Below are 21,366 nucleotides of genomic sequence, written 5' to 3'. Positions count from 1 at the left end.
CCGCAGGTGACCGCGTACTTCTGCGCCAGGCGCAGGCCCGGCAGGGTCTTGCGGGTGTCGAGCAGGCGCACCTGGGTGCCCTCCACCAGGTCGGCCAGAAAACGCGCGCGGGTGGCCACGCCCGAGAGCATCTGCAGGAAGTTCAGCGCCGTGCGCTCACCGCTGAGCAGCGAGCGTGCCGGGCCTTCAAGATGGAACAGCGCCTGGTTGGCCGTGGCCCGCTCGCCATCGGTCACCTGCCAATGCACCGCGACTCGCGGGTCGAGCTGGCGAAATACCGCATCGACCCAGGCGGTGCCGGCGACCACGCAGTCCTCGCGGGTGATGATGGTGGCCTTGGCCAGGCGCTCGGCCGGGATCAGCTGGGCGGTGATGTCGCCGCTGCCGATGTCTTCCAGCAACGCGCGGCGCACGTTGGCTTCGATTTCGGCGGTCAGGTCGGCGAGACGTAGGTTCGGCATGGTCGGCTCCACAAGCTAGGTGGCGGCGATTATAGGGCAGGGGGGCGGCGTGTACAGCTGCCTGGCCGATGACCTTTGGTCGGGACGCGCGAGCGGATTGGCGATTGCAGTGTCAGTTCAGGGCGTGCGAATACGCGCTGGCAGCTGTCACTTTTTTCACCGATAATGGCGCCCAGTATTTGGCGTCATAGCTTTGACGATTTTCCTTCCAGTCGAACAACCAACATCCAGCAAGGAGTCCGGGATGCATAAAGAAGGCAAGGTGGTGCCCTTGGCGACCACCCTCGACCGGGGCGCGCGCGCGTCCTCGCCGTGCCTTCCCGTGCTGCTCCTGCAAGTGCGCGACAAGGCTGCCCTGCAACTGCGCCAGGGCTTGCAGGCGTTGTTCGACAATGCCGACGACACCCTCTTCGAGATGGCCGACAAGGCCAGTGGGCGTCTCGACCAGAACCTCTACTTCGAAGCCATGCGCGACCTGCGCCTCAAGCGCAAGAGCATCGAGCGTGGCTTCCTCGATACCTTCTACGATGCCTTCGCCCGCATTGGGCAGAACGATGCGCTGGCGTCGCTGGTCCGTGCGCAGCTGGCCCAGGGCGGGGTGTCGCTGGAGCGCTCGGTGGCGGTGCAGGCCATGGTCGACCGGGTGCTGTCGCGCGATGGCTTCATGCTCGAGCACCTGAACCTGCGTTTCGCCGCATTGCTCGAGACGCCCCTGGACGAGCCACGCAACCCGCTTGGTCCCGCCAGCCTGTGTGGCTATTTCCTCGAGGCCGGGCGCAGCCTGGGCGTGGGCGCCAACGTCAAGCTGGTGCTGCTCAAGCTGTTCGAGCGCGCGGTGCTGCGTGACCTCGACTTGCTGTATGGCGAAGCCAACCAGTTACTGGCCAGTGCCGGGGTATTGCCCGACCTCAAGCCCTCACCGCGTCGACGCGCCGAGGACCGACGCGACATCGCCCGGCGCACGCCGACTGATCCGGCCTTGCATGCGCCAGGGGCGGACAGCGCCGGCCAGGCGTTCTTCGCCTCCCTGCAGGCGTTGCTGGCGCCAACCCGGGGCCGCGTGGCACCGCGCCTGCATACCGTCGGCGTGGCCCAGCCGATCAGCAGTGGCGACCTGCTGCGACTGCTCACCCACCTGCAGCACTACGTGCCGGCGCCCGGCGAGCCGGACGACTTCAACCTCGGCCAGCAACTCGAACAGCTGCTGCTGCGGGTCAGCGTGCGCAGTGGCACGCGTCGGCGCATCGCCACCAGCGACGAGGACATGATCAACCTGGTGGACCTGCTGTTCGCCTTCATCCAGGCAGACGCCAACCTGCCCGCGAGCCTGCGGGCGTTGATCGGCCGCCTGCAGATCCCGCTGCTCAAGGTGGCGCTCATCGACAAGGGGGTGTTCAGCCGCGCCAGCCACCCGGCGCGCCGCCTGCTCAACGAGATCGCGTCGGTGGCGATCGGTTGGGAGAACAGCGCCGAAGGCCTGCGCGACAGTCTGCACCTGCAGGTGGAACGTATCGTCCAGCGTCTGCTCAACGACTTTTCCGAGGACTGCGGACTGTTCAGCGAGCTGCTCGAGGAGTTTCTGGCGTTCAGCCAGGACGAGCGGCGGCGCAGCGAGTTGCTGGAACAGCGCACCCGTGACGCGGAGGAAGGCCGGGCGCGGGCGCTGCTGGCGCGCCAGCGGGTACAGCACGAACTGAACCTGCGTCTGCGCGGCCGGGTGCTGCCGCGTGCGTTGGTGCAGATGCTGGAACAGGCCTGGAGCCAGGTACTGCTGCTGGCCTGGCTGAAGCAAGGCGATACTTCCACGGCATGGGACGAGGCGCTGGCGACGGTGGACGAGCTGCTCGCCAGCGTCGCGCCGCAGCAGGACCCATCCCGTCTGCTGGCCCGGGTACCGAGCCTGCTCAAGGCCCTGCGCGAGGGCCTGGCGGGCGTGGCGCTGGACTCGGCGGTCACGCGCGACTTTTTCCTGCAACTGGAGCAGTTGCACCTGCGGGCCTGTGGCGGGGCGCTGCAAGGTGACGATGATCTGCCCGAAGTGCTGGTGCAGGACGATATCGTCCTGGCTGTCAGCGATGAGCTCGCCCCGAGGCCATGCCTGCAGCTCGACGACCAGGATCCGGCCCTGCGTCAGGTGCAGCGCCTGCCCGTCGGCACCTGGGTCGAGGTGCTGGATGATGACGAGCCGCTGCGCTGCAAGCTGGTGGCGCGCATCGACAGCAGCGATCGCATCGTGTTCGCCAACCGTACCGGCCTGAAGGTCCGCGAGTGGAGTCGCGCCGGGCTCGCCGTGGCGCTGCGCCGTGGCGAGGTGCGCCTGCTCGATGCCGGCTCGCTGTTCGAGCGCGCCCTGGACGCGGTGCTCGAGCAATTGCACGGGCAGCGGCCGCAGTGATGCCGCCGGCGCCCTGAAATCCGCGCACAATCATTTACATGCAAGCGCCATCGGCGCACGGCATACTGACGGCCTGCCTCCGGCGTTTTTCAGGATCTGCCCCATGCAATTGGACCGTGCGACCGGCTGGTTCTCCGGCGTCAGCCACTGCCCCTCGCCGAATTTCAATGCCCGCCCCGAGGGCGAGGCCATCTCGCTGCTGGTCATTCACAACATCAGCCTGCCGCCTGCCTGTTTCGGTACCGGCAAGGTGCAGCAGTTCTTCCAGAACCGCCTGGACCCGAACGAGCATCCCTATTTCGCGAGCATCAACCACCTGACTGTCTCGGCGCACCTGTTCGTCGAGCGCGATGGCGCGGTGACCCAGTTCGTCTCGTTGCTCGATCGCGCCTGGCATGCCGGGGTGTCGCGCTTCGGCGAGCGTGAGGGGTGCAACGATTTTTCCATCGGTATCGAGCTCGAGGGCACCGACGAGCTGCCCTACACCGATGCCCAGTACGCCACCCTGGAGCGGCTGACCCGCGAGATCCGTGCGGCCTGGCCGGTGATCGACTCGCAACGCATCCGCGGCCACAGCGATATCGCCCCGCAGCGCAAGACCGATCCCGGCCCGGCCTTCGACTGGGCGCGTTATCGGGCTGCGCTGCAACGCAACGAGGACAAGGCATGAGTTTTCTGGTGTTGGTGCTGGCGCTGTGGGTCGAGAAATTCTCCGCCTTGCGCCAGCGGTTGCAGCGCGACGGCTTCTATCTGGGCGAGCTGGTGCGTCTGGAGCGCAATGGCAAGGTCCATCCCTGGTGGACGCTGGCCATCCTGATCCTCGCGCCAGTGGCGCTGCTGGCGCTGCTGCTGCATGTGCTGGAGCCGGTGGCCTACGGCCTGCTGGCGCTGCCGGTGCATCTGCTGGTGCTGGTCTACAGCCTGGGGCGTGGCGATGTGAAAACGGCGCTGGGGCCGTTTCGTGATGCCTGGCGCCGAGGTGACGAGCAGGCCGCGCTGCATGTGGCCGAGCGTGACCTGGGGCTGGCGGCCGACGATGCCCAGGGCCTGATCAAACGGGTCCAGGGGCATCTGCTGTGGCAGGCCTACCAGAGCTTCTTCGCGGTGATCTTCTGGTACTTCCTGCTGGGCCCGGGCGCGGCACTGGCCTATCGCTTGCTCGCCCTGACCGCCGACAACAGCCGTCAGCCGGCGCTCAAGACCCTGGCCGGGCAGCTGCGCCATGCCATGGACTGGTTGCCGGTGCGGGTGATGGCGGTGAGCTTCGCCCTGGTCGGCAACTTCGTCGCGGTGACCCGGGTGATGCTGCACGAACTGCTCGACTGGCACATCAGCGCCGGGCACCTGGTGGCCAAGGTCGGGCGCGTGGCCGATGACATTCCCGAGGAAGAAGATCGCCAGCGCGGCCTGGAGCGACTGGACAGTCTGTGGGAACTGCTGCTGCGCTGCGCGGTGTTGTGGTATGCCTGCTTTGCCCTGTGGACCGTTCTGGTCTGAGGTATTGCCGGCCAATACACGCCACGTTTAACCATAAGTTACAAACCTTGAATTCAATTTGCGCTATACAAGGCTTCGGCCCACAGATGGCCTAGTGCTACCCCGCAGAAAAACAAGAATTCAAGGAGGTGACCTGTGAAGCGTCTGCTCTATCCGGCCATCGCACTGATGGACCGTCTGAGTTTCGGCATGAAGTTCAGCCTGATCAGCGTCCTGTTCTTCCTGCCCATGCTGGTCACCAGCTTCTATCTGGTCCGCGATGCCTACAGCCAGCTCCAGGCCACCCGTGGCGAGCTGCAAGGGCTGGTGCCGCTCGCCGAGAGCCTGGCCCTGCGCGGCGACCTGGAGACCTTGGGCAACCTGTTGCAGATCAACGCCGTGCTCGGCCAGTCGGGCCAGGCCGGTGATGTGGAGAGCCGCGTTGCCACCCAGCAGGACAAAGTCCAGGCCCTGCTCGATAACCTCGAAGGCAGCGACCCGGCAGTCGAAGCCAAGCGCGGCGAACTGGCCGAGGCCTTTGCCCGCGCCAGGGGCGAGACATCGCTGCAGAACAAGCTGGCGCTGTTCGACAAGCTGCTGGTCCAGGCTCAGGTACTGGGCAGGCTGGTCGCCAGCCAGGCGGGGCTGACGCAGGACAGCGAGGCCTCGGTACGCCAGCTCAGCGAGCTGATCGGCAGCGCTACGGCGCAGGTCACCCAGGCGATCGGTGAAGGCCGGGCGATGGGCGCCGTGGCGCTTGGGCGTGGCTTCATGGATTCCTCCGCCAGCGCACGCTTCGAAGACCTGCTGCAGCGTCTGGAACGCTTGTCCGCCGATTATGCGCTGCGCCTCGACGACGCCCTGGCGGCCGATACGCAGGCCAAGGCCGCCCTTGACGCCAGTGCCCAGGCCAGTCAGGCCACGGTCAGGCAGGCCGCGACGTTGTTCGAGGACCAGGTGGTGGTGGCCGAGACCCTGGACAGCCCCTGGGCCGCTTTCTACCAGCAATCCAGCGAACTGATGGCCCAGACCTATCGCCTCAACGACGCCGTGCTCGCGCACCTGCAAGGGCAACTGGAGCATCGCCTGGGCCAGCACCAGTTGCGCATGGTCGCACTGGTTGCCGCCCTGGCCACGGTGTTCGCGCTGATCATCTATCTGTACAGCGGCTTCTATGTCTCCACCCGCGCCACCCTCGGCAATCTGGGGCGCGCCATGGATCAGGTGGCCGCCGGCGACATGACCGTCAGCTTCCAGGCCAGCAGCCAGGACGAGCTGGGTGAGTTGGGGCGTGGCTTCAACGAGACCGTGCGGCGCATTCGCGGCCTGATCGAGCAAGTCGGCAAGACCGTGGTCACGGTCGAGGAGCAGGCCGGCCAGGTGCTGTCGGTATCCAGTCGCAGCAACCAGGCGGTCAGCGGCCAGCGCGAGCAGATCGAGCAGGTGGCCACGGCCATGAACCAGATGAGCGCCACGGCGCTGGAGGTCGCGCGCAGTGCCGCCCTGGCCGCCGAGGGCGCGCAGCGCGTCAATCACGAGAGCGCTTCGGGGCGCGACCTGGTGGCCAGCCAGCAGGGCAGCATCGCCCGCCTGGCCGGCGAGATCGACCAGAGCGTGGCCACGGTGAACCAGCTGGCGGGCGACAGCCAGGCCATCGGGCGCGTGCTGGAAGTGATCCGCAGCATCGCCGAGCAGACCAACCTGCTGGCGCTCAACGCCGCCATCGAAGCCGCCCGGGCTGGGGAACAGGGCAGGGGCTTCGCGGTGGTTGCCGATGAAGTGCGCACCCTGGCCAGGCGTACCCAGGACTCCACCGAGGAAATCGCGCAGATGATCCAGCGTCTGCAAGAGGGCGTGGGCGCGGCGGTGCGGGTGATGGGCAGCAGTCACCAGATGGCCGCTGGTACCGTGGACGAAGCGCGCCAGGTGCAGCAGGCGCTGGGCAACATCCTCGGCGCGGTGGGCGGGATCGTCGAGCAGAACCAGCAGATCGCCGCCGCCGTCGAGCAGCAGACCGCCGTGGCCCACGACATCGACCAGAACATCGTGGCGATCAACCGGGCGGCGCAGGCCACGACCGAGGGCGCCTGCCAGACCGAGGACGCCAGCCGGGCGTTGTCGGCGCAGGTGGTGGAGCTCAAGCGGTTGATCGGGGCGTTTCGGGTGTGATCGATGGCGGTACGTTCCCTGCTGGAGATCACCTGCGTAGGGAACTTAGTGGGAGCAACTGTCTTGCTCAATTTTTAGAATCTGGCGCGCTCCCTGTGGGAGCGGGCTTGTCGGGACGCCGAACCGCCGCGAACACGGGCGAAGCCCGTGCCATCCACCACAGTGTCGGCCTCGCGGGTAAACCCGCTCCCACAGAATCTAGCTAAATCAATGAGTTACATTCAGGTCTGCAGGAGTGGCCTGCCAGCCAAACAGCTCGCAGGCATTGCGGCTGCTGGCCTCGGCCAGCAGTCCTGGGTCTATCCCCATGACCTCGGCCAGCGCCTGGGCAATCTCGGGTAGGTGTTCCGGGCTGTTGCGCAGCCCTGGGAACATCGCCGGAGCCATGTCCGGCGCATCGGTCTCCAGCACCACGCTGTCCAGCGGCAAGCGCGGCAGCGTCTTGCGCAGGCGCAATGCCTGCGGCCAGGTGCCGGCACCGCCGAGCCCCAGCTTGAAGCCCAGCTTGATGTACTCCCGCGCCTCTTCGTAGCTGCCGGCAAAGGCATGGATGATCCCCGCCCGCGCCGGCTTGTAGCGCTTGAGCGTGGCGATCACCTGGGCATGGCTGCGACGCACGTGCAGCAGCGAGGGCAATTGGAAGTCGCAGGCCAGTTGCAACTGGGCCTCGAACAGTGCCTGTTGGCGCGCTGGGTCCAGCTCGGGCAGGTAGTAGTCCAGGCCGAACTCGCCGACCGCGCAGAGCTTAGGGTCGCCCCGCAGGCGTTCTAGCCAGTCGCGCAGTCGCACCAGGTGCTCGGGCCGGTGCTGCTCCAGGTACACCGGGTGCAGCCCCAGCGCCGCGTACACGCGCTCATCGCTGCAGGCCAGGTCCCACACGCGCTGGAAATTGTCCTGCGACACCCCCAGCACCACCATGCGCTCCACCCCGCGCGCCGCCGCGTTGGCCAGCAGGCGCGAACGGTCGGCGTCGAAGTCGGGGAAGTCGAGGTGGGTGTGGGTGTCGATCAGGCGCATGCTCAGGCCTTGGCGATCCGTTGCTTGAAGGTGCGGCCGATGGCGTGCACGCCGGGTTCGTAGCGCTTGTCTTCGATGGCGGCCAGGGCCAGCTCCAGTGCGGTGGCGGCGATCAGCCCATGCTGCTGGGCCATGGCGTTGACCGGCAGCGGCAGGAAGTCGAGCAGCTGGTTGTCGCCGAAGGTACCCAGTTGCAGCTGGCGCGAATCCTCCGGGCGTGCCTGCAGGGTGTCGAACACGCCCTGCAGCAGCACGTAGGAGGTCGTCACCAGGGCGTCCGGCAGGCCGCCCAGTTCATCGATCAATTGCTGCATCAGACGCTGGCCGCACTCGCGGCTGAAGGCTTCGCCCTGATAGCGACGCGCTTCGCCATCGAAGCCTTGCAGGGCTTCGTCGAACCCACCGGCGCGGGCCTGGCTCACCGACAGCTCCGGGCGGGCGCCGATCAGGGCGATGCTACGCGGACGGGTGCTCAGCAGGCTCTGGGCCAGTTGGCGGCTGGCGTCGCGGTCGTCGCTGATCACCGAGCAGAAGTGCGCCGGGTCCAGGCGTCGGTCGATGGCGATTACCGGCAGGCCCTTGGCTTGCAGTTCGCGATAGCTGTCGTCTTCCGGTGGCAGGCAGCTGGCGACGAACAACGCATCGCAGCGCCGGGCGCGGAACAATTGCTGCAACTGGCGCTCGCTGTCGGGCTGGTCGTCGCTGCTGGCGATCAGCAACTGGTAGCCGCGGGCGCGGGCGCCTTGCTCCAGCTGCTTGGCGATGCGGGCGTAGCTGGGGTTCTCCAGATCCGGGAGAATGAAGCCCAGTGTGCGGGTATGCCGGCTGCGCAGGCCGGCGGCCTGGGGGTTGGGCGTGAAGCCGTGGGCCTCGACCACCGCGCGCACGCGCTCGACGGTGCTGTTGCTGATGCGTTGCTGTTCGGCCTTGCCATTGATGACGTAGCTGGCGGTGGTCACGGACACACCGGCCAGACGGGCGATATCGCTGAGTTTCACCGAATTTTCCTTGTTGTTTCCGGGACTGGCTGCGGGGCTTGACCGGCTAGTTTCACCCATCGGCGGGCCCGCGCGCAGACGACCATTGTCGCAATTGTCCGACAGGATGGGGCTTTTTCGTCGGCAGATTATCGAGTAACGTGGCCGTCTGGTCAGATTAAACGTTTCAGCAAGGCGAAATTTCCTGCCGCGAAATCCGTATTCGCCCCTTGCGCTGTTCGTTTTGGCGGCTTTTGCCGGCGAATTCCACAACAATACCTCGGTGGCCGACTGGGCCGCCGCAAAAGGAGAGGGTCATGCTCGAGCTTGCCGTGGAGCAGATTGCCATGGGCCAGCGCGCCGCCGACAAGGGTCAGGCACTGGCGTTGCTGGCCGACCGGCTGGTTGCCGATGGTCTGGTCGCAGAGGGTTATCTGGCGGGGTTGCAGGCCCGGGAGGCGCAAGGCTCGACCTTCCTTGGCCAAGGCATCGCCATCCCCCACGGCACGCCGCAGACCCGTGATCAGGTGTTCGCCACCGGCGTGCGCCTGTTGCAGTTTCCCGATGGCGTGGACTGGGGCGATGGCCAGATCGTCTACCTGGCCATTGGCATCGCCGCGCGTTCCGATGAACACCTGCGCCTGCTGCAACTGCTGACCCGCGCCCTGGGCGAGACCGACCTGGCCGAAGCGTTGCGTCGGGCCGCCAGCGCCGAGGCGCTGCTCAAGCTGCTGCAAGGCGCGCCACGGGAGCTGGCGCTGGATGCCCAGCTGGTTGGCCTCAACCTGGCGGCGGAAGACTTCGACGAGCTGGCCTGGCGCGGCGCTCGCCTGTTGCAACGGGCCGGGTGCGCCGACAGCGGTTTCGCCGCCGTGCTGCAGCAGACCGAAGCGCTGCCGCTGGGTGAGGGCCTTTGGTGGCTGCACAGCGAACGCGAGGTGCGCCAGCCGGGCCTGGCTTTCGTCACCCCGCAACAGCCACTGCGCTACCGTGACCAGCCGCTCAATGGCCTGTTCTGCCTGGCCAGCCTCGGCGCCGCCCATCAGGCCCTGCTCGAACGGCTGTGCGAGGTATTGATCGAGGGCCGAGGGCAGATGCTCTACCAGGCCACCAGCAGCCGCGCGGTGCTCGAAGTGCTCGGCGGCGAGGCGCCCGCCGATTGGCCGAGCGCGCGCGCGCTGCTGGCCAACGCCCATGGCCTGCACGCTCGCCCGGCCAAGGTGCTGGCGCAGTTGGCCAAGGGCTTCGAGGGGGAGATCCGTGTACGTGTGCAAGGCAGCGACCAGCCCGCCGTTTCGGTGAAGAGCCTGAGCAAGTTGCTGAGCCTCGGCGTGCGCCGTGGCCAGGTTCTGGAATTGATCGCCGAGCCGGGCGTTGCCGCCGATGCCTTGCCAGTGCTGCTGGCTGCCATCGAGCAGGGGCTGGGCGAGGACGTAGAGCCCTTGGCGCAAACGGCAGCGGTGGAGCAGTCACCGGTCGAAACCCTCCAGGCCCCGGCGCCCGGCAGCACCCTGCAGGGTGTCGCGGCCGCGCCGGGTATCGCCAGTGGCCCGGCCCATGTCTGCGTCGAGCGCGAGATTGACTATCCGCTGCGCGGCGAGTCGCCCGGCCAGGAGCGCGCCAGTTTGCGAGCGGCCATCGACAAGGTGCACGCCGACCTGCAGGCCCTGGTGCAACGCAGCGACAAGGCCATCGGCGAAATCTTCGTCACCCACCAGGAAATGCTGGCCGATCCGGCCCTGACCGACGACGTCGAGCTGCGCCTGGCCCAGGGCGAGAGCGCCGCCGCCGCATGGATGGCGGTGATCGAGAGCGCCGCCCGCCAGCAGGAGGCGCTGCACGATGCGCTGCTGGCCGAGCGCGCCGCCGACCTGCGCGACATCGGTCGCCGGGTGCTGGCACAGCTGTGTGGCGTGCAGCAGGGCGCCGAACCCGAACAACCCTACGTGCTGGTGATGGCCGAGGTCGGTCCGTCCGATGTTGCCCGCCTGGACCCGACCCGGGTCGCCGGTATCGTCACCGCCCAGGGCGGCGCCACGGCGCACAGCGCCATCGTCGCCCGGGCCTTGGGCATTCCGGCGGTGGTCGGGGCCGGGGCGGCGATACTGTTGCTGCAAAGCGGCACGCCGCTGCTGCTCGACGGCCAGCGCGGACGCGTCGTGGTCGCGCCGCCAGAGGCCGAGTTGCAACGGGCCCTGGCCGAGCGCGATGCCCGTGAGCGCCGGTTGCAGATCGCCTGGGCCAACCGCCATGAGCCCGCGCAGACTCGCGACGGCCATGCCGTCGAAGTGTTCGCCAACATCGGCGAAAGCAACGGCATCGAAAAGGTGGTGGAGCAGGGCGCCGAAGGCATTGGCCTGCTGCGCACCGAACTGATCTTCATGGCCCATTCACAGTTGCCTGACGTGGCGACCCAGGAGGCCGAATACCGTCGGGTGCTCGATGGCCTGAACGGGCGGCCACTGGTGGTCCGTACCCTCGATGTGGGTGGCGACAAACCTTTGCCGTACTGGCCGATCGCGGCCGAGGAAAACCCCTTCCTCGGCGTGCGTGGCGTGCGCCTGACCCTGCAACGTCCGCAGGTGATGGAGGATCAGCTGCGCGCCCTGCTGCGCGCGGCGGATGGCCGCCCGCTGCGTATCATGTTCCCCATGGTCGGCCAACTGCACGAGTGGCGCGCCGCCAAGGCCATGGTCGAGCAGCTGCGCCAGGAGATCCCGGTGGCCGATCTGCAGGTGGGCATCATGGTCGAGGTGCCCTCGGCTGCCTTGCTGGCGCAGCAGCTGGCTCGCGAAGTGGACTTCTTCAGCATCGGCACCAACGACCTCACCCAGTACACCCTGGCCATCGACCGTGGCCACCCGAGCCTCTCGGCCCAGGCCGACGGCTTGCACCCGGCGGTGCTCAACCTGATCGACATGACCGTGCGCGCCGCCCATGCCCAGGGCAAGTGGGTGGGCATATGCGGCGAGCTGGCGGCCGATTCGCAAGCGGTGGCGGTGCTGCTGGGCCTGGAGGTGGACGAGCTGAGCGTCGCCGCCCGCAGCATCCCTGAAGTCAAGGCACTGGTGCGCCAGGCCGACCTTTCAACGGCCCGCGCCCTGGCGCGCGAGGCCCTGCGACAAGACAGCGCCGAGGCAGTTCGGGCGCTGGTGGAGCGTTATTGATGGCCAAGATCCTCACCCTCACCCTCAACCCGGCGCTGGACATCACCATCGGCCTCGAGCGGCTGCGCCCCGGCGCGGTCAACCGCAGCCAGGCCCAGCACAGCCATGCCGCCGGCAAGGGGCTGAACGTCGCCCAGGTGCTGGCCGATCTGGGCCACCAGGTGACCGTCGGCGGTTTCCTCGGGCTCGACAACCTGGCGCCGTTCGAGGCGCTGATCGCCCAGCGCGGGTTTGTCGATTGCTTCGTCCGCGTGGCGGGCGAGACCCGCAGCAACATCAAGCTGGTCGAAGCCGATGGCCAGATCACCGATATCAATGGGCCGGGGCCCGAGGTCGACGAGGCCGCTCGCGACACCTTGTTGCGCCGCCTGGCTCAGGTGGCCCCAGGGCATGATGCCGTGGTGGTGGCTGGCAGCCTGCCGCGGGGGATCAGCCCCGAGTGGTTGCGCGAGCTGCTGCTGATGCTCAAGTCGCTGGGCCTGAAGGTGGCCCTGGACAGCAGCGCGGACGCCTTGCGCGCTGGCCTGGAAGCCGCGCCCTGGCTGGTCAAGCCCAACACCGAGGAGCTGGCCGAGGTGCTCGGGTTGCCCGTGCAGGACCCGGTCGGCCAGCGCGCCGCCGCGCAGCGGTTGCTGGCCAGCGGCATCGAGCATGTGGTGGTGTCCCAGGGCGAGCAGGGCGTGAGCTGGTTCGCCGCCGACCTGGCACTGCACGCGCAACCGCCGAAAGTGCGCATCGCCAGCACGGTAGGTGCCGGTGATTCGCTGGTGGCGGGCATGGTCCATGGCCTGCTTCAGGCCGAAGCCCCCACCGTCACCTTGCGCCGCGCCACCGCCATCGCCGCCCAGGCGGTCACTCAGGTCGGTTTCGGCATCCACGATCGCGAGCAACTGGCGCGGCTGGAAGCCGCCGTGCACCTGGCAGAACAACAAGAAGAGGGCTGCTGATGAACATCGCCATTGTCACCGCCTGTCCCAACGGCCAGGTATCCAGCGTGCTCAGCGCCCGCCTGCTGGCCGCCGCGGCCCAGCGTCGGGGCTGGAGCACCAGTGTCGAGGTGCAGGATGCCGAGCACCCCGAGCGCCGCCTGACGCCAGCACAGATCCTGGAGGCCGACTGGGTGCTGGTGGTCAGCACCGGGCCGGTGGACCTGGCGCGCTTCGCGGGCAAGCGTCTGTTCCAGAGCACGCCGGCCCAGGCGCTGGCGGACCGTGAAGGCTTTCTCGACGAAGCCGCGGCCGGGGCTCGGGTGCGAGAGGCGGCGCCATCCTCACGGCAGCGCGCGCCGAAGATCGTCGCGGTGACCGCCTGCCCGACCGGCGTGGCCCACACCTTCATGGCCGCCGAAGCCCTGCAGCAGGCGGCGCAGGCCATGGGCTTCCAGCTCACCGTGGAAACCCAGGGCTCGGTCGGTGCGCGCAATCCGTTGCCGCCCGAAGCCATCGCCGAGGCCGATGTGGTGCTGTTGGCCGCCGATATCGAAGTGCCGGCTGCGCGTTTCGCCGGCAAGCGGATCTACCGCTGCGGCACCGGCATCGCCCTCAAGCAGGCCCGCGCCACGCTGGACAAGGCACTGGCCGAGGGCAAGGTGGAAAGCGCGGCGGATGCGCCCAGCGCGTCGCCGAATGCCGAGAAGGCCGGCGTCTACAAGCACCTGCTGACCGGCGTCTCGTTCATGCTGCCGATGGTGGTGGCCGGCGGCCTGCTGATCGCCCTGTCGTTCGTGTTCGGCATCGAGGCCTACAAGGAGCCCGGCACGCTACCCGCCGCGCTGATGCAGATCGGCGGCGAAGCGGCGTTCAAGCTGATGGTGCCGCTGCTCGCCGGCTACATCGCCTGGTCCATCGCCGACCGTCCGGGCCTGGCGCCCGGGATGATCGGCGGCCTGCTGGCCAGCACGCTTGGCGCCGGTTTCATCGGTGGTATCGTCGCCGGCTTCCTCGCTGGCTACAGCGCCAAGGCCATCGCCCGTTGGGTTCGCCTGCCCAACAGCCTCGACGCGCTCAAGCCGATCCTGATCATTCCACTGCTGGCCAGCCTGTTCACCGGCCTGGTGATGATCTACGTGGTCGGTCAGCCCGTGGCCGCCATGCTCGAGGGGCTGACCCATTTCCTCGACAGCATGGGCACCACCAACGCCATCCTGCTCGGGCTGCTGCTCGGCGGCATGATGTGCGTGGACCTCGGTGGGCCAATCAACAAGGCCGCCTATGCGTTCTCGGTGGGGCTGCTGGCTTCGTCGAGCTATGCGCCGATGGCCGCGACCATGGCCGCCGGCATGGTGCCGCCGATCGGCCTGGGCATCGCCACTTTCCTGGCCCGGCGCAAGTTCGCCCAGAGCGAGCGCGAGGCCGGCAAGGCTGCCTTGGCGCTGGGGCTGTGCTTCATCTCCGAAGGGGCGATCCCGTTTGCGGCCAAGGACCCTTTGCGGGTGATTCCGGCGAGCATCGCCGGTGGCGCATTGACCGGGGCCTTGTCGATGTATTTCGGCTGCAAGCTGATGGCGCCCCATGGCGGGCTGTTCGTGCTGCTGATCCCCAATGCGATCAACCATGCGCTGTTGTACCTGCTGGCGATCGTGGCGGGGAGCCTGGTGACGGCGGTGGTGTATGCCGTGATCAAGAAGAGCGAGCAGGTCGAGCTGGTGGTGGCGCCGGCCAAGGGGTAACCCGGCCCTGCGCAATTCCTGTAGGAGCGGCCTTGTGTCGCGAAAGGGGCGCGAAGCGGCCCCGGCGATTGTTGCATGAACGCTGAAATCCAGGGGCCGCTTTGCGGCCCGATCGCGACACAAGGCCGCTCCTACAGAGGGCCGTCACCCCCGCGTCTTGCCCCGCAACGGTTTCAACAGATCGCCCAGCCCGTTGTGGTCGATCTCGTGCATCAACGCCAGCAACCCGCCCAGCTCTCCGGGCGGAAACCCCTTGCGCGCGAACCATGCCAGGTAGTCGCCGGGCAGGTCGGCGATGATTCGCCCCTGGTACTTGCCGAAGGGCATGGTGCGGGTAACCAGCAGTTGCAGGGATTCGGGCTTCATCAGGTGGTGGCCTGTGGCGGGTGATGCGCGGACCATACTGCAAACTGCACGACGACCCAAGCGCCGATCATGCAGAACGCCGTTTCCCAGAGTTTCTATATAAATAGAAGTTGTTGATTTAATTGGATTATTTTTTAGATTTCGGCCTGGCATGAAGCCTGCTCGGGTAAAGGTGACTTCCACCTGCCAAGGAGTAGTTGCCATGAGCAATCCCAACAAAGACACGATCGATGTGCTCAACGACCTGATCGAGTACAGCAAGGATGGCGAGAAAGGTTTCAAGACCTCCGCCGAGGATGTCAAGAACCCTGAACTCAAGGCTTTCTTCGCGCAGCGTGCCGGTGAGTGCGCCAGCGCCGCGGCCGAGTTGCAGAGCGAAGTGCGTCGTTTGGGCGGCGATCCGGAAACCAGCACCAGCATCAGCGGTGACCTGCATCGTGGCTGGGTGAACCTCAAGTCGATGGTCACCGGCAAGGATGAGGAAGCGGTGCTCAACGAAGTCGAGCGCGGCGAGGACCATGCCCTGAAAGCCTACAAGGAAGCGCGCGAGAAGCTGGTCAAGCTGGGGCGCTCCGCCAATGACCAGAGCTATGCGCTGGTGGAGAAACAGCTGCAGGGCGTGCAGCGCAATCATGACCAGGTGAAGGCGCTGCGTAACGCGGCGCGGGCTCGGTCTTGATACTTTTGGGGCCGTTCTGCGGCCCCTAGCCCTGAGGCCCTTCCACCCGGTTTCGCCCATTGGCCTTGGCCCGGTACAAGGCTTCGTCGGCGTCGCCCAGCAGGGCCGTCAAGTCCTGCTGCATCCCGGGAACATGCAGGCCGATGCCGACGCTGACGGTCACCGAACGCTGGTCATCGCCGAACGGCGGCATCGCCTCGACGCTGGCGCGAATGCGCTCGGCCAGCAGTAGGGCGCCGGCCAGCTCGGTCTCCGGCAATACCACCTGGAACTCCTCCCCACCGTAGCGTGCCGCCAGGTCCGCCGGGCGGCGGGTGCACAGCGCCAGGGTCGTGGCCACCTCGCGCAGCACATGGTCGCCACCGGCATGGCCATGGCGCTGGTTGAATGCCTTGAAATGATCCACATCCACCATCAGCACCGCCAGCGGCTTGCGGTTGCGCTGCGCGCGCGCCCACTCCTGGCGCAGCACCTGGTCCAGGCGGCGCCGATTGGCCAGCCCGGTGAGGCTGTCGGTCGCCGCCAAGGCCGCCAGGCCTTGCTCGGCATCGTGGCGGCGGCGCAGCTCACGGCCCAGCAACAAGGTGAGCCAGAGAATGCCGATGCACAGCACGCCAGTGGCGACGCTGACCAGGATCGCCGTGCGCCGCCACGACTGGAACACCTCGTCGGCCGAGTGCACCACCAGCACGATCAGCGGCAGGTCGGCGACTCGGGCGAAGGTGTACATGCGCTGGCCGCCCGTAGTCATGGACGTGGCGGTGAAGCTGCCGCTGCGCTCGATGAGGATGCGCTGGAAATTGGGGCGTTCGCTGTAGCTGGTCCCGATCAACGGATCCTGCGCACGGGTCGGCTGACGGGCCAGCAGTTGGCCGTTGGTGTTGAGCAGGTTGATGCTGCTGTCCACGCCGATGTCCAGGCGCTGGAACAGCTCGTTGAAATAGGACAGGCGCAAGGCGCCGGCGGCCAGCCCCTGGAATTCGCCGTTGGCGTCGGAGATGCGCCGGCTGAAGCTGATGCACCAGTCCAGATTGCCCAGCCGCGCCTTGAATGGCGGGCTGATCAGCAGGCCCAGGCCGGGGTGTTCGCGATGGGTCTGGAATGGCACCGTGTCGGCGAAGTTGGCCTGGCGCGGCACCGCGCTGGTGGAGTCACCGAGCACATCGCCCTTGGCGTCGAGCCAGAGGATGTCGCCGCGCACGGGGGCGGAGAAGGCCTGGTTGAACAGGATCTGTTGGCGCAGCTTGCTCGGCACGTTGAGCAGTTCGGGATGCTGCACGGCCCAGATCAGGCCCTTGAGTGACTGGTCGTAGAGCTCGACGTTGCGCAGGATGTCGCTTTCGATCAGTTGCACGATGTTGCTCGACGAACGCATGGCCGACTGCTCGACACTGTCGCGCTCACGGGCCAGCAGGTAGCTGACGATGGCAACAATGGCGAGCACGGCGAGGCAGCTGCCCAGGTTGAGGACCAGCTCGGGGTGCGACTTGTACAGGGCGGATCGTGGTGATCGGGTGGGCAACGTCATGCTCGCTACTGCATAAGCCCCGGGATCCATGGGGAGTGGGCCAAAAAGCGGCGGCGGTATTTTAGGCAAGAGGGGGATTGTCGGACAAGATCAAAGCTGTTTCGCCCGACGGAAATGCTTCAGCAGGGGCCTGCGCGAGCAACTGTCCTGCTCGGATGTCTCGATCTGGCGCGATCCGTGTGGGAGCAACTGTCTTGCTCAATTTTTAGAATCTGGCGCGATCCCTGTGGGAGCGGGCTTGTCGGGACGCCGAACCGCCTCGAACACGGGCGAAGCCCGTGCCATCCACCACGGTGTCGGCCTCGCGGGCAAACCCGCTTCCACAGGACACTGTGCAGTGCCTGTGGAAGCGGGCTTGCGGATCAGAACACGTTCAGCGGGTAATCCACGATCACGCGGAATTCGTCGTTGTCCGCCGCGTCCGAGTACGCCGCGTTGGCCCGGTGCGTGGCATAGCGCAGCAGCACCGACAGGTCCTTGAGCTGGCCTTCCTGGAACACGTACTTCAGGTCGAAGTCGCGCTCCCAGTGCCGGGCGTTCTTGCCCTCGGGATTGTAGAAATCATAGAACTGGGTGTCCTGGCTGGCCTTGGTCAGGTCGGCCTTGCCGCGCGAATACGACAGCGACGAGGTCAGGCCCGGCACGCCGAGGCCGGCGAAGTCGTAGTCGTACTGCAGCTTCCACGAGCGCTCGTTCGGCGCGTTGAAGTCCGAGTACATGCGCGAGTTGTCCAGGTAGATGCTGTCACCCAGGTTGATGTAGTCGAACGGCGTGTTGCCGTTGACCCGCTGGTAGGCGGCGGTGACGCTGTGGTAACCGGCGGCCACGGTGAAGTGCACGCTCCAGGTGTTGTTGTCGATGCTGCCCAGCTTCGATTCGCCGGTGTCCTGGGTGTGATAGAAGTGCACGCCCGGATTGAGGCTGACCAGGTCGTTGACCGCGTAGGTGTAGTCGAAGTCGGCGTAGTACTGGTTCCAGATGTCCTTGAGCTCGGCGGCATAGACATTGGCGGTGATGTTCTCGGTACCGCTCCAGGAAGCGCCAGCCCAGCTCAGGTTCTGGCTGTCCTGGTCCGGTGTCTGGTTGCTGTAGTAGGTGTTGATGCGGCGATGGCCGCTCTGGTTGTACGGCTTGGTGAAGCTGACCTTGCCGCCTTCGAGCATCAGCCCGTCGATGCTGTTGTTGGTCACCGCGAAGCCACGGAAGGTCTGCGGCAGCATGCGTGTCTCGCCACCGGCGATCACCGGGTTGGTGAGGAACAGGTCACCGGCCTTGAGCTCGGTGTCGAAGCCTTTGAGCTTGATCGCGCCGCCGGCGGTGGAGAACGAGTGCGGCGCCGCGCCCTGGCTGCCATCGTCCTTGACGTGGTTCGGCAGGATCGAGGTTCCGGCGTGGCCGGCTCCGCCGTCCAGCTTCAGGCCGACCATGGCGTGGGCGTCCAGACCGAAGCCGATCACGCCCGGGGTGTAGCCGGACTCGAAGCGCGCCACGGCCCCTTGGCCCCACTCGCGCTTGTCGTTGTTGTCGTGGTTCTTCTCGTTGCGGTTGAAGTAGGCGTTGCGAAAATGCAGGTTCAGCGTGGAACCTTCGATGAAGCCATCAGCCAGGTCTTCATCGGCCTGTGCGGCGACGGGCATCGTTGCGGCCAATGCAACGAACAGCGGGGTGAAACGAAACGCGAAAGGCACCGGTACAAACTCCTTTGGTCAAGCGGTGGGGCAGTTTTTATTGTCGTGTCTGCAAGTTTCTTATTAGAGACGTAACAGCCTGGCTGATATTTTCGACACATAAAAAAAGCCGCTGATGGGCAGCGGCTTTGAAAGGCTAACATATCGTCACGGGCAGTGCCCATGGTGTAGCCAAGGGAAAACTGAGAAGCGCGAGGCGCCGATCAACTGTCGGCATTGCCGTCGCTGGAAACCTTGGAAGCAGTCTGCTGTACGTCTTTCACCGTATCGCTGCGTTGCCCGGCATAGGCTTCGCGAGCCTCCTGATGCACGGTGGAGAGTTCGGCGTTACGGGCGACGAAGGCCGGGGATTCTTCTGCCATGGCCAGGGGCGACAACAACAGGGAAGACAGGACGAAGACGCTGGCAATACCCATACTGTTGGACATTTGATGCAACCTTCTTGCGATGCAAGTGTGAGTGGAGACAGGGCTAAAGTTAGTCCTGTCGACACCGGCGAAACAGAGCCTGTTCGGATAAGCACTCTTGCGAAAAAGGTAATTATTGCCGCGCAAATCCTTAGACTTTTACCGCAAACCCTTGTAGTTGAGCGCTTGGCAGGCTGATGCCGAAGGTGTTGGCACCGGCCTCGCTATGCACGAAGACATTGCCGCCATGCATCAGGGCGATGGCCTTGACGATCGCCAGCCCCAATCCGTGGTTGCCCGCGCCACTGTTGGTGCGGGCGGCATCCACGCGATAGAAGCGCTCGAACAGCAGTGGCAGGTGCTCTTCGGCGATCGCCGGCCCCGGGTTGCTCACGGCGATGCTGACCTGTTCCGCATCCGCCTCGATGCGCACCCGGATCACCTGCTGCGGCGCGGTGTGCTGCACGGCGTTGTTCAGCAGGTTGATCAGCGCCCGGCGCAGTTGGGCCTTTTCGATGCGCGCCTGGGCGTCGCCGCTGACGCTGACGCTGACCTGGGCGTCCTCGAGGATGTAGTCGAGGTAGTCCAGGGTGGTGGCCACTTCCTCGGCCAGCGAGGCGTGGCTCAGGGCCGTGGCCTTGCTGCCCTGGTCGGCGCTGGCCAGGAACAGCATGTCGTTGATGATGCTGCGCAGGCGCTCCAGTTCCTCGAGGTTCGATTGCAGCACTTCGAAGTAGTGCTCGGCGCTGCGGCCACGGGTCAGCGCGACCTGGGTCTGGCCGATCAGGTTGGTCAGCGGCGAGCGCAGTTCGTGGGCGACGTCGGCATTGAACGCTTCGAGCTGTGTATAGGCCTGGCTGACCCGGTCGAGGGCGGCGTTGAAGGCGCCGGCGAACTGCGCCAGCTCCGGCGGCAGGTCGTGGGTCTGCAGGCGCCCGTCCAGGCGTGGCGGGGCGAGGGTCTGGGCTTCGTCGGAGAGCGCTTGCAGCGGCTTGAGGCCGATGCGCGCGACCCAGTAGCTGAGCAGCGAGGCCAGCAGCACGCCCAGCACGGCCAGGCCGACGATGGCCACCAGCAGGCTGTGCTGGGCCTGCCAGAAGGTTTCGGTGTCGATGCCGATCAGAAAGCGCAGCGGCGGGCGGCTGCCGAGGGCCGGCAGTTCGCTGACCAGTACCTTGTACGGGTAGGGGCTTGCGGCCAGGCGCAGCTCACGCATGCCCTGCGCGCCGTTGGCGAAGGCGCGGATCTGCTCGCTCGGCTTCCCGTATTCGAAGGCCGGGTCGCCACTCACCACCCAGAAGCGGATGCGCCGGTCTTCCTCGCCCAGCAGGTTGAGCTTGTTGTTGATCTTGGCCCAGTGCTCGGCGGTGCCGTAGCGGTTGAGGGTGGACTCGAGCACGCTGAAGCGCGCGTCCAGCTCGGCCTCGGGCAGCAGGTCGAGACTGCGGTCGACCTGGCGGTACAGGGCGCTGCCGATCAGCACGAACACGGCCAGGGCGACCAGGGTGAACAGGGCCGAGAGGCGCAGGGCGATCGAGTTGCCGGGTTTTCTACGCAAAAGGTTCATGGGCGACTACCCCAGGGGGCTGCCTTGCGGCCCTTTCGCGACACAAGGCCGCTCCCACAGGGGACCGCGATCCTCTGTAGGAGCGGCCTTGTGTCGCGAAAGGGGCGCGCAGCGCCCCCCGGGCTAGCCACGGCTTTCCAGGACATAGCCCATGCCTCGGATGGTGTGCAGCAGCTTGTTGTCGAACGGCCCGTCGAGCTTGGCGCGCAGGCGCTTGATGGCCACTTCGACGACATTGGCGTCGCTGTCGAAATTGATGTCCCAGACCAGCTCGGCGATGGCGGTCTTGGACAGGATCTCGCCCTGGCGCCTGGCGAGCACGCTGAGCAGCGAGAACTCCTTGGCGGTCAGGTCCAGGCGTGCTCCGGCGCGGGTGGCCTTGCGCGCCATCAGGTCGATCCACAGGTCGGCCACCTGGATCTGCAACGGCTCGTGAATGGCGCTGCGCCGGGTCAGGGCCTGCAGGCGGGCGACCAGTTCGAGGAACGAGAACGGCTTGCCCAGGTAATCGTCGGCGCCTTCGCGCAGGCCGTGGATGCGATCCTCGACCCGCTCGCGGGCGGTGAGCATGATCACCGGCGTCTGTTTGCGGGCCCGCAGCGCGCGCAGCACGCCGTAGCCGTCCAGGCCGGGGAGCATCACGTCGAGCACGATCACCGCGTAGTCGCCCTCCAGGGCCAGGTGCAGCCCGTCGATGCCGTCCCGTGCCAGGTCGACGGTGAAACCCTGCTCGGTGAGGCCGCGATGCAGGTAGTCGGCGGTTTTCTCTTCGTCTTCGATGATCAGCACACGCATGGTCTT

At 66.6% G+C, this 21,366-nt stretch carries 16 protein-coding genes and 1 pseudogene; 8 read left to right on the top strand and 9 right to left on the bottom strand.

Going from position 1 to position 21,366, the window contains the following annotated elements; all coding sequences use genetic code 11:
• A pseudogene (locus N5D48_RS02495) lies at positions 1-461 on the bottom strand (nicotinate-nucleotide diphosphorylase (carboxylating)); the annotation flags it as partial.
• A gap of 244 nt (positions 462-705) precedes the next feature.
• On the opposite strand from N5D48_RS02495, the gene N5D48_RS02490 reads away from it, so the two are divergent.
• The 4 genes from N5D48_RS02490 to N5D48_RS02475 all read left to right on the top strand — a co-directional run bounded on the left by N5D48_RS02490 (position 706) and on the right by N5D48_RS02475 (position 6,501).
• Positions 706-2,856 (top strand): DUF1631 domain-containing protein, encoded by a 2,151-nt coding sequence (locus N5D48_RS02490; RefSeq protein WP_279880722.1) that lies wholly within the window; start codon positions 706-708, stop codon positions 2,854-2,856.
• Between the two features lie 103 nt (positions 2,857-2,959).
• The gene (gene ampD, locus N5D48_RS02485; RefSeq protein WP_279880720.1) at positions 2,960-3,526 is read left to right on the top strand and encodes a 1,6-anhydro-N-acetylmuramyl-L-alanine amidase AmpD; all 567 of its coding nucleotides are present in this window, start codon (positions 2,960-2,962) and stop codon (positions 3,524-3,526) included.
• Entirely contained in the window at positions 3,523-4,353 is an 831-nt protein-coding gene (gene ampE / locus N5D48_RS02480) for a regulatory signaling modulator protein AmpE (RefSeq protein ID WP_279880718.1), read from the top strand. The genes ampD and ampE overlap by 4 nt, the downstream gene beginning before the upstream one ends.
• A gap of 135 nt (positions 4,354-4,488) precedes the next feature.
• Entirely contained in the window at positions 4,489-6,501 is a 2,013-nt protein-coding gene (locus tag N5D48_RS02475) for a methyl-accepting chemotaxis protein (protein ID WP_279880716.1), read from the top strand.
• 207 nt (positions 6,502-6,708) lie between these two features.
• On the opposite strand, the gene N5D48_RS02470 is transcribed toward N5D48_RS02475, so the two are convergent.
• Positions 6,709-7,518, bottom strand: a complete 810-nt coding sequence (locus N5D48_RS02470) for a TatD family hydrolase (protein WP_279880714.1) — start codon at positions 7,516-7,518, stop codon at positions 6,709-6,711.
• 2 nt (positions 7,519-7,520) lie between these two features.
• Complete coding sequence (cra, locus tag N5D48_RS02465) at positions 7,521-8,516, bottom strand: catabolite repressor/activator (RefSeq protein ID WP_279880712.1); 996 nt, start codon at positions 8,514-8,516, stop codon at positions 7,521-7,523.
• Positions 8,517-8,812: 296 nt separating this feature from the next.
• Between cra and ptsP the strand changes: the two genes are divergently transcribed.
• The 3 genes from ptsP to N5D48_RS02450 are packed head-to-tail and all read left to right on the top strand — an operon-like array spanning position 8,813 to position 14,330.
• Positions 8,813-11,662, top strand: coding sequence for a phosphoenolpyruvate--protein phosphotransferase (ptsP, locus tag N5D48_RS02460; protein ID WP_279880710.1), 2,850 nt, complete (start codon positions 8,813-8,815; stop codon positions 11,660-11,662).
• On the top strand, positions 11,662-12,609 hold the full coding sequence (pfkB, locus tag N5D48_RS02455; RefSeq protein ID WP_279880708.1) for a 1-phosphofructokinase: 948 nt from the start codon (positions 11,662-11,664) through the stop codon (positions 12,607-12,609). Before ptsP ends, pfkB begins: the two co-directional genes overlap by 1 nt.
• The gene (locus N5D48_RS02450; protein WP_279880706.1) at positions 12,609-14,330 is read left to right on the top strand and encodes a PTS fructose-like transporter subunit IIB; all 1,722 of its coding nucleotides are present in this window, start codon (positions 12,609-12,611) and stop codon (positions 14,328-14,330) included. Before pfkB ends, N5D48_RS02450 begins: the two co-directional genes overlap by 1 nt.
• A gap of 144 nt (positions 14,331-14,474) precedes the next feature.
• Here the strand turns inward: N5D48_RS02450 and N5D48_RS02445 are convergent, their stop codons facing one another.
• Positions 14,475-14,696, bottom strand: coding sequence for a DUF3820 family protein (locus tag N5D48_RS02445; RefSeq protein WP_110736839.1), 222 nt, complete (start codon positions 14,694-14,696; stop codon positions 14,475-14,477).
• 202 nt (positions 14,697-14,898) lie between these two features.
• Here N5D48_RS02445 and N5D48_RS02440 point away from each other — a divergent pair, with 202 nt between their 5' ends.
• Entirely contained in the window at positions 14,899-15,375 is a 477-nt protein-coding gene (locus N5D48_RS02440) for a PA2169 family four-helix-bundle protein (RefSeq protein WP_279880682.1), read from the top strand.
• A 25-nt stretch (positions 15,376-15,400) separates the two neighbouring features.
• Here the strand turns inward: N5D48_RS02440 and N5D48_RS02435 are convergent, their stop codons facing one another.
• The 5 genes from N5D48_RS02435 to N5D48_RS02415 all read right to left on the bottom strand — a co-directional run bounded on the left by N5D48_RS02435 (position 15,401) and on the right by N5D48_RS02415 (position 21,360).
• Positions 15,401-16,897, bottom strand: coding sequence for a diguanylate cyclase (locus N5D48_RS02435; protein ID WP_279880726.1), 1,497 nt, complete (start codon positions 16,895-16,897; stop codon positions 15,401-15,403).
• 368 nt (positions 16,898-17,265) lie between these two features.
• On the bottom strand, positions 17,266-18,591 hold the full coding sequence (locus tag N5D48_RS02430; protein ID WP_279880680.1) for an OprD family porin: 1,326 nt from the start codon (positions 18,589-18,591) through the stop codon (positions 17,266-17,268).
• Positions 18,592-18,794: 203 nt separating this feature from the next.
• Positions 18,795-19,019 carry a hypothetical protein gene (locus N5D48_RS02425; RefSeq protein ID WP_279880678.1) on the bottom strand — a complete coding sequence of 75 codons (225 nt, stop codon included), beginning with the start codon at positions 19,017-19,019 and terminating at the stop codon, positions 18,795-18,797.
• A 130-nt stretch (positions 19,020-19,149) separates the two neighbouring features.
• Positions 19,150-20,565 carry a heavy metal sensor histidine kinase gene (locus N5D48_RS02420; RefSeq protein WP_279880676.1) on the bottom strand — a complete coding sequence of 472 codons (1,416 nt, stop codon included), beginning with the start codon at positions 20,563-20,565 and terminating at the stop codon, positions 19,150-19,152.
• Between the two features lie 123 nt (positions 20,566-20,688).
• Positions 20,689-21,360: a heavy metal response regulator transcription factor gene (locus N5D48_RS02415; RefSeq protein ID WP_279880674.1), complete on the bottom strand. Its 672-nt coding sequence runs from the start codon at positions 21,358-21,360 to the stop codon at positions 20,689-20,691.
• Between the last annotated feature and the right edge of the window lie 6 nt (positions 21,361-21,366).

The organism is Pseudomonas sp. GD03858 (assembly GCF_029840925.1).
Classification (GTDB): Bacteria; Pseudomonadota; Gammaproteobacteria; order Pseudomonadales; family Pseudomonadaceae; genus Aquipseudomonas.
This window is presented reverse-complemented; position numbering and strand designations above follow the sequence as displayed.

What these genes read in the sequence shown, in the direction of transcription:
- N5D48_RS02445 (WP_110736839.1), bottom strand. Translation starts at nt 14,696, where the DNA reads ATGAAGCCCGAATCCCTGCAACTGCTGGTTACCCGCACCATGCCCTTC.
- N5D48_RS02420 (WP_279880676.1), bottom strand. Translation starts at nt 20,565, where the DNA reads ATGAACCTTTTGCGTAGAAAACCCGGCAACTCGATCGCCCTGCGCCTC.
- ptsP (WP_279880710.1), top strand. Translation starts at nt 8,813, where the DNA reads ATGCTCGAGCTTGCCGTGGAGCAGATTGCCATGGGCCAGCGCGCCGCC.
- ampE (WP_279880718.1), top strand. Translation starts at nt 3,523, where the DNA reads ATGAGTTTTCTGGTGTTGGTGCTGGCGCTGTGGGTCGAGAAATTCTCC.
- N5D48_RS02450 (WP_279880706.1), top strand. Translation starts at nt 12,609, where the DNA reads ATGAACATCGCCATTGTCACCGCCTGTCCCAACGGCCAGGTATCCAGC.
- N5D48_RS02470 (WP_279880714.1), bottom strand. Translation starts at nt 7,518, where the DNA reads ATGCGCCTGATCGACACCCACACCCACCTCGACTTCCCCGACTTCGAC.
- N5D48_RS02490 (WP_279880722.1), top strand. Translation starts at nt 706, where the DNA reads ATGCATAAAGAAGGCAAGGTGGTGCCCTTGGCGACCACCCTCGACCGG.
- N5D48_RS02440 (WP_279880682.1), top strand. Translation starts at nt 14,899, where the DNA reads ATGAGCAATCCCAACAAAGACACGATCGATGTGCTCAACGACCTGATC.
- N5D48_RS02415 (WP_279880674.1), bottom strand. Translation starts at nt 21,360, where the DNA reads ATGCGTGTGCTGATCATCGAAGACGAAGAGAAAACCGCCGACTACCTG.
- N5D48_RS02425 (WP_279880678.1), bottom strand. Translation starts at nt 19,019, where the DNA reads ATGTCCAACAGTATGGGTATTGCCAGCGTCTTCGTCCTGTCTTCCCTG.
- pfkB (WP_279880708.1), top strand. Translation starts at nt 11,662, where the DNA reads ATGGCCAAGATCCTCACCCTCACCCTCAACCCGGCGCTGGACATCACC.
- ampD (WP_279880720.1), top strand. Translation starts at nt 2,960, where the DNA reads ATGCAATTGGACCGTGCGACCGGCTGGTTCTCCGGCGTCAGCCACTGC.